General features: G+C 42.9%; 12 protein-coding genes and 1 pseudogene. 5 read left to right on the top strand and 8 right to left on the bottom strand.

Annotation, left to right across the window (positions count from 1 at the left end):
• Positions 1 to 81 precede the first annotated feature (81 nt).
• A complete protein-coding gene (locus AB4503_RS14320; protein WP_371722122.1) occupies positions 82 to 1785 on the top strand; it encodes an FAD-dependent oxidoreductase in 1704 nt (567 codons plus the stop codon).
• A 152-nt stretch (positions 1786 to 1937) separates the two neighbouring features.
• On the opposite strand, the gene AB4503_RS14315 is transcribed toward AB4503_RS14320, so the two are convergent.
• The 4 genes from AB4503_RS14315 to AB4503_RS14300 form a co-directional block, all read right to left on the bottom strand.
• Positions 1938 to 2618: a Crp/Fnr family transcriptional regulator gene (locus AB4503_RS14315; RefSeq protein ID WP_372115188.1), complete on the bottom strand. Its 681-nt coding sequence runs from the start codon at positions 2616 to 2618 to the stop codon at positions 1938 to 1940.
• A 125-nt stretch (positions 2619 to 2743) separates the two neighbouring features.
• The gene (locus AB4503_RS14310) at positions 2744 to 3472 is read right to left on the bottom strand and encodes a nucleoside phosphorylase (RefSeq protein WP_372115186.1); all 729 of its coding nucleotides are present in this window, start codon (positions 3470 to 3472) and stop codon (positions 2744 to 2746) included.
• Between the two features lie 8 nt (positions 3473 to 3480).
• A complete protein-coding gene (pnuC, locus tag AB4503_RS14305) occupies positions 3481 to 4215 on the bottom strand; it encodes a nicotinamide riboside transporter PnuC (RefSeq protein WP_017065475.1) in 735 nt (244 codons plus the stop codon).
• 275 nt (positions 4216 to 4490) lie between these two features.
• A complete protein-coding gene (locus tag AB4503_RS14300; RefSeq protein ID WP_372115184.1) occupies positions 4491 to 6041 on the bottom strand; it encodes a PAS domain-containing methyl-accepting chemotaxis protein in 1551 nt (516 codons plus the stop codon).
• A gap of 1247 nt (positions 6042 to 7288) precedes the next feature.
• Between AB4503_RS14300 and AB4503_RS14295 the strand changes: the two genes are divergently transcribed.
• Positions 7289 to 7492 (top strand): hypothetical protein, encoded by a 204-nt coding sequence (locus tag AB4503_RS14295; protein ID WP_017065471.1) that lies wholly within the window; start codon positions 7289 to 7291, stop codon positions 7490 to 7492.
• 42 nt (positions 7493 to 7534) lie between these two features.
• Here AB4503_RS14295 and AB4503_RS14290 read toward each other — a convergent pair.
• Positions 7535 to 8625 (bottom strand): annotated as a pseudogene (locus AB4503_RS14290) (transporter substrate-binding domain-containing protein).
• Between the two features lie 221 nt (positions 8626 to 8846).
• Positions 8847 to 9284: a PaaI family thioesterase gene (locus tag AB4503_RS14285; protein WP_372115182.1), complete on the bottom strand. Its 438-nt coding sequence runs from the start codon at positions 9282 to 9284 to the stop codon at positions 8847 to 8849.
• 34 nt (positions 9285 to 9318) lie between these two features.
• Here AB4503_RS14285 and AB4503_RS14280 point away from each other — a divergent pair, with 34 nt between their 5' ends.
• The gene (locus tag AB4503_RS14280; RefSeq protein WP_029235478.1) at positions 9319 to 9597 is read left to right on the top strand and encodes a DUF134 domain-containing protein; all 279 of its coding nucleotides are present in this window, start codon (positions 9319 to 9321) and stop codon (positions 9595 to 9597) included.
• Between the two features lie 63 nt (positions 9598 to 9660).
• Here AB4503_RS14280 and nqrM read toward each other — a convergent pair whose 3' ends face one another.
• Positions 9661 to 9858, bottom strand: a complete 198-nt coding sequence (gene nqrM, locus AB4503_RS14275) for a (Na+)-NQR maturation NqrM (protein ID WP_017059103.1) — start codon at positions 9856 to 9858, stop codon at positions 9661 to 9663.
• On the bottom strand, positions 9855 to 10301 hold the full coding sequence (locus AB4503_RS14270) for a NifB/NifX family molybdenum-iron cluster-binding protein (protein WP_017059102.1): 447 nt from the start codon (positions 10299 to 10301) through the stop codon (positions 9855 to 9857). Before AB4503_RS14270 ends, nqrM begins: the two co-directional genes overlap by 4 nt.
• Positions 10302 to 10776: 475 nt before the next feature.
• On the opposite strand from AB4503_RS14270, the gene AB4503_RS14265 reads away from it, so the two are divergent.
• On the top strand, positions 10777 to 11499 hold the full coding sequence (locus AB4503_RS14265) for a DUF1007 family protein (RefSeq protein ID WP_029235926.1): 723 nt from the start codon (positions 10777 to 10779) through the stop codon (positions 11497 to 11499).
• Positions 11500 to 11593: 94 nt separating this feature from the next.
• Entirely contained in the window at positions 11594 to 12691 is a 1098-nt protein-coding gene (locus AB4503_RS14260; RefSeq protein ID WP_017059100.1) for a nickel/cobalt transporter, read from the top strand.
• Positions 12692 to 12719 lie beyond the last annotated feature (28 nt).

Below are 12719 nucleotides of genomic sequence, written 5' to 3'. Positions count from 1 at the left end.
CAGTACTGATCATTAAGAAGATACAAGCTCTATGCTCGGCAATTTGTATAGTTAAACTTAGAGACAGTAATAGGTAAACGTATGACTAAAATTGTAATCATCGGTGGCGTAGCTGGAGGTGCTTCAGCTGCTGCACGCGCTCGTCGTCTTAGTGAAGAAGCCGAAATCATAATGTTTGAACGAGGACCATTCGTCTCTTTTGCCAACTGTGGATTGCCATACCACATAGGTGGCGATATCGAGGATAGAAGCAAGCTTCTGTTACAAACACCTGAAAGCTTCTTAGCTCGCTTCAACGTTGACGCACGAGTGATGAACGAAGTTACCTCTATTGATCGCACCAATAAAACCGTTACAGTCAAAAATCTTGTTGATGGTAATCACTACAGCGAGAGTTACGACTTCTTATTACTCAGCCCTGGAGCCGGTGCCGTCGTTCCTCCCATCTCAGGAATCGATAACCCCCTCACCCATTCACTACGCAATATTCCAGATATGGATCGCATCATCGAAACAATCCAAATGAATAAACCTGAGCACGCGACAGTTGTTGGCGGTGGCTTTATCGGCTTGGAAATGATGGAAGCGTTTCATCAGCTTGGGATCAAGACTTCGTTGATTGAGATGGCTGACCAAGTAATGACGCCAGTAGACCGGGAAATGGCCGGCTTTGCCCATGCGGAGATTCGTGACAAAGGCATCGACCTAAAACTCGGCGTCGCGCTTGAGTCTGTGAAATATATACCTAACGAACACATCGCAAGTTTTGATTCAGGCGAGAGCGAGAAGCACCAACACATAGAGGGTGAATTAGAATTAACACTTAATAATGGCGAGTCATTAACTACTGATATCTTAATCATGGCTATCGGTGTGCGTCCTGAGACTAAGTTAGCAAAAGAAGCAGGACTTCAAATTGGCGAACTAGGTGGTATCTACACCAATGAAATGATGCAGACTAGCGATCCTAGCATCTACGCTGTGGGTGATGTGGTCGAAGAAAAAGACTTTGTCACAGGTGCACAAACTCTAGTTCCGCTTGCTGGCCCTGCTAACCGTCAAGGTCGTATGGCTGCCGACAACATGCTCGGACGCAATGAAATCTATCAAGGTACACAGGGCACAGCTATCTGTAAGATTTTTGACCTAGCCGTTGCCTCAACAGGGAAAAACGAAAAACAGTTGAAGCGTGAAGGCGTCGACTATGAAAAAGTCTATGTGCATACCGCAAGCCACGCTAGCTACTATCCTGGCGCTGAGATTGTCTCGTTCAAGATGTTATTCGCCCCTAAGACAGGGAAAATACTAGGTGCGCAAGCCGTCGGTAAAGATGGCGTTGATAAACGCATTGATGTTATGGCAGTAGCTCAACGTGCAGGTATGACCGTTGATCAGCTTCAACACCTTGAATTAACCTATGCACCACCTTACGGGAGTGCCAAAGACGTGATTAACCAAGCCGCATTTGTTGCCAACAATATTATTAAAGGTGACGCGACACCTATTCATTTCGATGAGATTGCAACATTAAGCGACAACCAACTCCTACTCGATGTTCGTAACCCTGGCGAACTAGAAAATGGTGGCTTTATTGAAGGCGCAATCAACATTCCTGTCGACCAACTGCGTGATCGAATGAGTGAGCTCCCAGCAGACAAAGAGATTGTAATCTACTGCCAAGTCGGGTTACGTGGTAACGTGGCTTATCGCCAACTCGTCAACAACGGCTTTAAAGCACGCAACTTAATCGGTGGTTATAGAACACTCATGTATGCAAAAGCTTAAGGATTAATACTTAGTCGCCGGTAATGGTGCGCGGACACTTACGGGCTAGTTGCTAGTTGCTGAGAGAAAGTCGCTCATAAATAGATGCGAGTAGTTAATAGTAAACATTGAAAAACCGAGCTTGGCATTTAAGTAAGTGCCAAGCTCTTTTATTATTCGTAGGAGTCAATAAAAGCTTGCAGTGCTCGCTGATCGACAATTTCTAACCCTTGATCTCCTTTTCTGATGAAACCTTTGTCTAATAGGTCTTTAACCGCTCTTCGATACACTCTGCTCGATGTGCCAAAACGTTCCGCTTCTTGATTCACTTTATCGAAACCGCCTAACACAGTGTTAGTCTCGCTTTGAACCAATAAATCATACGCAATGTTGTAGGTAATTGAGTGTAAAAGACGATTAGTGTAAATGCCCATAGAGTCTTGATAATCTTCCGCTAATGCAGAGGCGAAAAAGAACATCATCTCCGGATTTTCATGTAGCGCTTCTGATAGTTTCTGGATACAAATAACATCAACTTGCATGTGTTCATCAGCCACTACGTTCCACTGACAAGGGGTCTGCGTGAAAAACTCCATCTCACCGAAGATATGATAATCACAATTCACTTCGCCCAATTGAAAGCGTCGCCCATTAGCCGCCGAAATACTCATAGAGACTCTCCCTGCGGGCACTACATAAAGATACTGAAGCTGCTCACCTTGACGTAGGATTTCATCGTTTTGATTGAAGTAACGAGAGTTAACTTGGTGTTGGTAGATGAGATCTCTAAATTCAGAGCTTTTTTGTTCTAAGTAATTTTTAAAGCGTCCGCTTGAGTATGGTGCAATCTTCATACTTACTCTCTCATTGCATTACTGCTGTTTATATTCAAACGATTGTAACCACTTAAACCACAGGAGAGAACCCAATAAAAAAGCGACGGTCTCCCATCGCTTTCGTCTTGCATTTATTCAGGCTCTTATTGAGTAATTAATGCTTCCAGTGCCGCTAATGATGCTAGCCGCTCTCCTTGCATCATTGCCTCTGCCTCATCGACATATTGCCCAACGCCCTCCTTTACATCTTGTTCGTACAAGACAACATTGTTCAAGATAGAAGCTACATTAAGCCCTCTCAAGCGTCCCACGGTAAACAGCGCGGATGTTTCCATGTCTGCACCTAAAATGCCTTTGCCATTCCAGTACTGACAAAGCGCCTGCTCGTCATCGGTATAAAAACTGTCGTGTGAGCGTACCGTGCCCAAATAGTAAGGTGTTGTTTGCTGCTGCAAGAACTTGTCTAGCTCTTTAAGCAGAGAGAAGCTTGCATAGGCGGGATACGACTGCTTAACGTAAGCGGTAGAACCACCCTCATCGCGAACCGCGCCCTCTGCAATAATTAGCTCACCAAGCCCGATATGTGACTGCATCGCACCTGCAGACCCTACTCTGACGATATGAGTCACACCACAAAACTTAAGCTCTTCTACCGCAATGATCATTGAAGGTGCACCAATGCCCGTGCTGCAAACCGATATCGCTTTACCTTGATATTGACCAGTGAAGATTCGATACTCTCGGTTCTCAGAAACCATCTCGGCATCTTCAAGCAAGCTCGCGATTCGATTCGCTCTATCTGGCTCACCACAAACAATAACTAACGGAGCAATTTGCGTTTCATCAACGCAGATATGAGGTTGCTTTGCCATCTTCACTCCTAAGAAGCCGTTGCTTGAGTTAACGATTTATCACTGTTTCGTTTAGCTGTGCGTGCCCACTCACGAGTACCGTTTGCCGCAATAAACATTAAGATTGCGTATTGAACAGACATTGCGTACACACCCTGCGTCGCATAAATACCAACGCTGATAATGTTAATCACAATCCACAGTATCCAGTTTTCAACATACTTACGTGTCATAAGAACTTGAGCAACAATAGATAGAATGGTCATCGTTGCATCCCAGAATGGGAACGCATCCGGTTCAAGCACTGGCTCCGCTAAATCCGCACCAAATAGATTCAGGCTATCTACCGCGATGTTTGCCAACGCAAAGAAGAATGGGTCGATATACATTGTGAGCAGTGCAATCGAAATCGCACAGGCTGCAGCCGTTGCCACCAGCTTATTTTGGCTCAACCAGCGAACTTCTAGCGTTTCACCTTGCTCATTAGGGCGTGTCCATGCGTACCAGCCGTAAATGTTGGCGCAGAAGAAAAAGAGTTGAAGCAGTAACAGTCCGTATAACTGAATTTGGAAAAAGATAACCGCAAATAAGGTGACATTCAGTAACCCGAACAGGTAATTAATGGTTTTTTCTTGGCTTGCAAACCAAATACACAGCAACCCAAATACGGTGCCGAATGCTTCAATCCAGCTCATCGCGTAGCCATCCCCTATTGGGATATTGACTAAGGTATTATTGATATCAAGTAGGGCGAATAGGTCCATAGATGTGTCCTTTATTATTTGTTTTAGTGGCACCTATTTTATTGCGCCTCTCCAAATAAAAAGGAGGACATTTGTCCCCCTTAGATTGCATGCGATCATAAATCAGAATATTAAACGAAGAAAAATAAATCTCTAATCATCTAGATCGCCCCCTTTAGCTGTCTATTTCTGTAGTTATTCATTTAAATGACCATCTTCAAAAAGCAACTCTAACTACAAACTCTAGGCTTGAGAATGCCGAGTCAGAACCCGCTAACTACTTGCTCTATTGCGATTTAAAATCGAGCCACTCCTTTTCTTAGCTCATTCAAGCTGAGTACACTTTGTTCATACTGTTTTTTACTGTCTTCCATGAGATCGTGAGAAGCTTCAGCTTTACTGTGTATAGAAAGAATATTCTGGTTAATCTCTTCAGAGACATTAACTTGTTCTTCAATAGCGACCGCGATTTGGTTATTCCTATCAACCACTCCTTGAACCTTTTCACTCAATAATGTGAGGCTTTCTAGAGTCGATTGAATCGTCGTTTGAGTGCGTTTCGCTTTTTCCGTCCCGTTGTTAACAGCCGTTACTGACTGACCACTGCCTGTGCATAGCTTTTCAATAACCGCTTGAATCTCTGTTGTTGCTTCTTGTGTTTTCTGAGCAAGCACCCTTACTTCATCTGCCACGACCGAGAACCCTCTTCCTGAATCACCAGCTCGTGCGGCTTCTATCGCAGCATTCAGTGCTAATAGGTTAGTTTGGTCAGCAATCGCGTTGATCATCTCGATGACGGAGCTTATTTGTTGCGTCTCCCTCTCTACAGACAGCGATATTGTCGATATGTTATCTAATTCATTGGTGAGCTCGACAAAGTTTTCTTCGACTTGGTTTAGCTCGTTTTGACAAGATAAGAGCTCTTGCTGGGTGCTAAAGGTAGAATCGAGGGTTCCTTGCGCATTTTGAGAAATTTCACTTGAAGCCGCTTGCATCTCGTTGATGGCAGTCGCAGCCATATCAATTTCTGTTTTCTGATTTTCAAGGTTTTCAGACACCGTGGCGTTCGATTCAGCAGTTTTATTCGCCTGTTTCAGGGTCATTTCACATGAATCACTCACCGAAATTCGAATTCTGCCTAATAATGCTTTTGCATACTGTTTCCGAACCTTCATTCCCAGCGCAATTTCGGAGAGATCGTCCACCTTGCCAAAGTAAATATGTTCCATTAAAGGGTTGTTGAACTCTTCTTTTGCTATTTTACAAATATTCTCCAAGCGACGAGTCAAAATATAAATCGATACCGAACTACCCATAAAGAGTAATAAGAACATTTGCGGTGCCGTTACGAATTGATTAAGGTGAAGCGCGTAGGCTAACCCGATTAGCAATATTGAAATGAGTGTCTGACGTTGCCAAAGTCTCGTTTTCGGTAACATGAGCTTGAATGGTGTTTTTCCGTTATTTAAAGTTCCATACGCTTTTTCTGCACGTTCAACATATTCTCTTTTAGGCTTAAACCTTACAGATTGGTACTCAACAATCTCATTATCTTCTTTTAACGGAGAAGCAAAAGCATCAACCCAGTAATAGCCACCACCTTTCCGTTGGTTTTTCACCATACCCATCCAGTTACTACCTGACTGAATATGGCCCCATAGGTCCTTAAACGCGGCTTTAGGCATATCCCTGTGACGAACTACATTGTGATACTCACCTACTAGTTCTCCTTCTTGATAGCCTGCTACTTCATTAAAATGGGGGCTTGCATACTTGATTTTACTGGAAGGGTCTGTAACTGAAATTAGATTGTACGATTCCGGATAATCATACTCTTGCTCTGCCATAATATTTCCCTATTTAAACTAAATAACAATCAACTTGTTGTGTGGATCATCCATGCCACACCATGATGAAAACGAAGACACTTGATCCTTATCTCATTCCAAAATCAAACGTTAGCCATTGATTCAAAGAGATTTTCACTTAAGTAAAATGTACATCAGATCTACCATGTGGTTGACTAAACAAATCCAAGATCACGCCAAAAACATAAATGCAGCAAATTTCATATCAACATTTAGTAAGACTAGCTTATGAAAAGTAAAATGGGAGCAGTAGTCATTACAATAAACAGGGTTATAGCGCATTTATCCAAGAACACCTTCACAATCAAAGTTTATAACCAAAAACTAATATACATATATAATTAAGTCCTAATATTTTGTTAAAATAAAAATATTCCTTTGTAAGTAAGCTCTCAATTATCACATTCTCTAACCAATCGCCTTTCAGATTCAGAGAAAAAAGTTCTTCATACCTTCACAATAATTGGTTCGTATTTTGCTAGTAATTGAAGGTTTCTAAGATAGATAAAATATAAATTACAATATGGTATGTTCTCAGGTTTGATTATGATTAAGGGTTATAAAGATACGTAATTTATACGAGAAAATATTCTTTCGCTTTCCTTGATAATGATCGGAACCTGTCCTTTAATATGCATCTGCAACCATATTATATTTAGGAAAACTTATGAATGTATTAGACAAGGATTGCTTATTACAGTTAGTCATTGATAACTTTCAAGAAGATGTCGCAAAATCCGTTGATTTCAACACGGGAGAAGTTGGTATTAAGTATACCTGCCTTGAACATAACCTTAACTTTTGCATGGACTTATCTGTGGTCGAAAAGATATATTCGACAAGATAAGACCCCAACAATCTGATCTCGTTAAGCAATATTATCTTTGAAGTTGATAATTCTAAATGAGTTGTAAATTTCAAAGATAATAACTTTACCGATATTCAACGTACCGCTTTGGATACGTTATTCATAAACCAATACATTGACGTAAATATTTTAGATTCCTTAACGCCCTTACCTGTTCCGAGTTCTAGCTACACCTGACAGAACAACCCCCTTCCAAAAACGAAATTTTAGCTTACTAGCTTAACTCCGATATCACGTTGACGGTTACGTTTGAGAAGCGCATGATTTTATTTCGAGCAGAATAGTTGTCTAGCGTGTTAGCCGTGTAATCGCCCCATAACTCGTTCTGTGCAACGTACTCAATTGAATGGCAGGTCACATGAATAAGATTATTATGTTAGTAATGGGGCTGCTTTTTACCAGTCGCTTGTTCGCCAGTATTGTGCCGCATGTTGGTCAGCTTGAGCATGATGCGCCCATTCTCCTTCGCTCGGCATTGATTGTGGGTGTTGCGGCTTACGCGGTTTGGAGTGCATTCAAATACTTCAAAAAGACCAAGGCTTCCGGTTCAGATCAACTGTAACGGCGACAGTCCAAAAGCTTTTGAATATGCTTCTAATTTCGATTACTGATCTGCGAAATAATCGACCAAGATTTTACGCCACCTTCGTGACTCGCGAATCTTCAACAGTGCTCGGTTAATCTCTTCTTCGTACACGTTATTTTCAGTGATGATAAAGCCATAATTCTGCTTTTCTAACTGATACGGCAACACTTCCAGATCTTCAAACTGCCCGCTTATTCTGCCATTACCAATCATATATTTGAGCACCACATCATCAGCGACAATCGCTTCGACTTCACCGTCCTCTAAAGCCGCTAGAAGCCTTGGCATATCGACATAACTCTTGTGTCGAATTCCGAAGCTTGTGAGCATCAAAGAAGACGTAGTGGCAACCTTTGCTCCTACCTCCACATTCGCAAGATCATTCACACCTTCAATATGGGAAGAGCCTTGGCTGAGAGTCAACTTGCTGGCTAAAACAGCGGTAATACTGGCGATGAAAAGCATACTAAACACACCAATGAACACCGTGGCAATTCGTCCAGTTAAGCTCTTAAATTCAAAGTAATTGAAAGGGCCTCGCGTGATAAAAAGTAAGCCCATGATAAAGCTTTCCAACAAACGTCCCGTTCGGCTTTTCATCGAGTAGAGCTTTTCATTCTCTCCATGCTCCAATAAGTAGAAAAACGCGCCAATTACACCAGAGACAAAGACGACGGCACCAATGATCAACCACAGCGCGGGATTGAAGAAAATGGCATGCAAGGTTTGGAGGTAGCCCTGCTTTTTAACGGCAATAGCGAGATGAGTTTCGTAAAAAGAATGAGAAAAGTCGGCAAATAACTCTCGCTCTGGGGTGATTGAAATACAAGATACACCGACATCAATTTGCTCGGTTTCAATCGAATTGAGTAAGTCATCTAAGCGGTGGGTCTCTAGAGTGTACTCAACGCTCATCTCTTTGGCGATCTGCTCCCAGAGCTCGACACTCAGACCACTCCACTCACCTTCCATAGAGCTGATGACAAAGGAGGACATGGATAAACACCGACTTTAAGTGGGTCGGAAGAAGCATAACTACTGAAGAATGGAAAAAGTAAGACGATTGATAGAGCACAATATTGAAATGTCGATTTGAAGAATTTTGGCATCAGCAGCCCTCCGAGAAAAGGCAGTGATGAATTGAATAGAGTGCGGGGAAACTCGCTCTAATGAACGGATTCAAGCGTGCTCAGGAGCTAAAAGGTGGATAATGAATTCAATACTGCCCTACTAGTTTTATTCGTTATTACGTTAACTATAGAAAACCTCTATTTATTGTGCAAAAGAACGGAATCAACAAACGAGCACCATCCAAGCTGTCGCTCGATAACTAGCGTGATGACATGAACTGGCTTTGTGCCGACGAACATAACTTTCCGCACTGAGTAATTTGGCTTTCTAGGAAGTAGATATTACGTCTACTTTTCACCCACTGGGCACGAACTTCCAGTTCTTGACCAATCAAAATCGGATGGTGAAAACGAGAGGTTAAACTCACCGTCATCGCCTTGATATCATTCTGAAATAGACAATGTAGCATCGCGCTGTCATGCAGTGTGGTGACAATGCCGCCCTGCATCATGCCATCGTAGCCCTCAGCTTTATCTGTTGGTACAATCTTGGCTCTGGTTTTATATTTAGCTACTGCCTCATGCTTAGTTAAAGAGTCATGCTCGCCAATAGCTTCAAAACAAATGGCGCTGTCGTTGAAAAAACCTTGGCTGCACACTTGGCAACGCCGATGATTGTGTGGAATGAAAACCTTCATACTTACCTTTACCCATAGATTGCTAGAGATTGATATGGCTCGACCAAAAAAACATCGCCAGTTGTGTACCCGTACGGCTTACTCTTGTTTTAAGCCCAATGGTGTTCCTATGGACGAGCTTCATAAAGAAGAATTGCTATTGGAAGAGCTCGAAGCCTTGCGCTTGGCTGATCAAGAAGGCCTGAGCCAGCTTGAAGCCGCTGAACAAATGCAGGTGTCTCGCCAAACGTTCGGCAACATTATCAAGCGTGCACGAGCTAAAGTCGCCAAGTGCATCGTCAATGGTCACGCGTTGGTGATTCAAAGTAGTTAATTAACGTGTTAGCCAGAAGTTATTTAACTCAGTGAGCGAGAACTCTGATGCTTACTTCGATACTTAGCTTGATGGCTCAGTAATCTGATACAGCTTTTTGCTTTGCCCTTCACACACATCCTTGCAATTGCATTCACGCTCAATATCTAACTGCGCCAATCCTCCACAGCTGCCTTTGATTGGCTTGCGCGAAAAAATCACGCCTATCGCCATCAATGTAACGACTCCGACAAACCCCAATAGCGTCAACAAAAAGGTCATTGTCGGAACCCTCGAATAGCACCTAGCTGATTAGGCTGTACCATTAGAATCGAAGCTTGTTTTTTGTGCCCGTTTTCGCCGCACGTTTTATTGCCACACCCACTATTTCTCGGCTCGCGACCATAATCGAGATCGGTCACTTCCCGTAGATTGTCGAAATCCAAAGCCCCGATTTCTGCCTTACCTGTCGATGCCAAGACTCGAATATCGTTATTGAACAAGTGCGCCAGCATCTTCTTACCAATATAACGAACCACCACAGATTTCACATCGTAAGAACGGAGAACCGAAATCCATTGCTTCTTTTTATTGCAAGAGGTGTCGGAGTCAATCAAAGGAACAATCTGTTTTATCTGTCGTTGTTCATCGACAATCGCGATCTGTGGGGAACGAGCAAAGTGGTTGCCAACATGAAGGTCGCGACAAGGTACTGCGTATAACATAGTAACTTCCTGTTATTGATGATCAGGAGTTCAGCATACGCCCCATTACTGGCATATGCCAATAACTATCATGTGAAAAATAAGATTTACTGGATCGATAACTAAGATCACAAGCACCCAAACTTACCGTCATCTTCAGCCTATCTCAGTTACCTTTCAAATAACCATATATGCTAGGGGGTAGTATTTTTACTGGGGGTATTTTTTGCGTTGTTAATGCCTGTTATCAAGAGCCAAGCTCAAACCCATTACAAAAAGGCCTCGCACAACCGAGAGCTTAATCGACTATTCAACGTCACACACTAGTCTGAATAATGTCGAATTAGGGACCAATCAAAGATGTTTATAGGAAAAATAGGTTGGATTGAAAATCAAGAATTGCAGTCGGCTTCAATGTAAACAAGCTTATAATTTGAAGTGAACAACGCATCGGGTTGTTATAATATAACATCACACTAAATTACCATCATTTCTCATGAAACAGCCATTTATTCTAATCGATGTCATCAATCGCCTCTCCACACGCTATGTAAGCCGTTTCTCGACATGCTTTCGCTCTCTCAAGGGCTTGACTGTTGGCCTAGCATTATTGTGTTTTGCGCCAAATCTATATGCCCACCCTCACTCTTGGATAGAGATGAAAACTCATATTGAGGGAGAGAATGGCATGATCACCGGTCTCTCTATGGAGTGGTCTTTTGATGCAATGACCTCGATGTACATGTTGGATGGAGAAGACGTCTCTGCCGATACAGAAACTGAAACATTCAAAAAGCTCGCTGCGTCTGTAATCGAAAACATGATGTACGAGCACTACTTCACGTACTTTTATGATGGTGAAGAGCCCATCAAATATCAGGTGGTTGAGAACGCAAAGTTTGAGCGTGATAAAGCCAAGATGGTTCTAACATTTGACCTACCACTTTCTAAACCTAAGCCTGTGACACGAAACTCGCTTCGCGTATTGATTTTTGACCCTAGTTACTTTGTCGACATGTCGTGGCTATCCAACAGCGACGTGACATTGTCACCTGAACTAGCAAGACAATGCCATTTAGAATTAATCGAGCCTAACCCGACGCCAGAGCAAATGAGTTATGCAATGTCTTTACCTGTCGATGCAGATCCAGATAACACGCTAGGCCAACTGTTTACACAATCGGTTGAGCTTCATTGTGCGGCGGTTCCCGCTTCTTAGTCGCAGTGATTCGTTTCAGCCTTTAAGTCAGCGTCTAGCTGATTAAGCATGGCAACTAATTAACAGAAAGATTTCAGATATAGGTTCTTGTTAAATGAAGAAAAATCAATCCAAAATCAATCACTACCTCATTGGTGCTGGCGCGTTCGTGCTTATTGCTATTGGTGCGTATCAACTGTGGTCCATGTGGCCATCGTTAGTTATCTCTAGCATTCAATGGCAAAGAGAAGTCAATTCAGAACTTGCAGACCTGCTCTATGAAGCTAAATCCAACCCTTGGGGCGCAGGCAGTTACCTTATCGGGTTCAGCTTTATCTATGGCATGCTTCATTCTTTGGGGCCTGGGCACGGCAAAGTTATCGTGTCGACTTACTTAGCGACTCACCCAACCAAAGCCAAGGCGAGTTTAGTGCTTACGGTCGTCTCCGCTTTTTTACAAGCATTGGTCGCAATCTTACTAGTAAGCGTGTTGCTGTGGGGCTTTAGTGCTTCCATGCGAGTAGTGAATGACAAAGCGAATATGTTTGTTTCATTAAGCTTTGCCTTAGTCGCGGTCGTCGGCGCACTTATATGTTGGAAGGCTTTGAAAAACATCTACACCGCTATGCGTAAGCCTAAGCTGAAAGTGAAAGCCATCACTACACTCGCAACAGACACAGCTGCGACAATTTCAGCGCGTTCGCCAATGGCACTTCGTTCATCAATATCAGCCCCTTCTCCGATAATCGACGCTACTAGCACAATGCAAGCCGCAGCTAACACTCATGCAGATCATTCTCATGCCGACTGTGGGTGCGGCCACCAGCATGTAGCCGATGCAGACGCAATCAACAAAGCCTCAACGCTCCGAGAATATGCTGGAATTATAGTGACGATTGGCGTAAGACCGTGCACCGGAGCCATCATGGTACTGCTTTTCGCAAACATGGTTGGCCTATATTGGATGGGTGTTGTCAGTGCTTTTTCCATGGCGATTGGTACTGCTTTCACAACCTCGACGATTGCTATAATGACACTAACAGGCAAGAACTTGGTAAAACGCTATTTGGCAGCAGGTAACAAGAATAACAGTGCTTCACTAAAAGCCGCAGGTCATTATTTACAGCTATTCGGTGGTGTTTTACTTGTCTTAATTGGCTTGTTGCTAATGAGTGGACAAGACAGCGGTATGTCGCCTGTTTTCACTATGTAGCGAACGATGTAATAACAAACCTCAGTTT

This window comes from Vibrio sp. 10N.222.55.B11 (genome assembly GCF_041473705.1).
GTDB classification, from domain to species: Bacteria; Pseudomonadota; Gammaproteobacteria; order Enterobacterales; family Vibrionaceae; genus Vibrio; species Vibrio crassostreae_C.
Note: the sequence above shows the minus strand (reverse complement) of the source record. Positions and strands in the feature narration are given on the sequence as shown.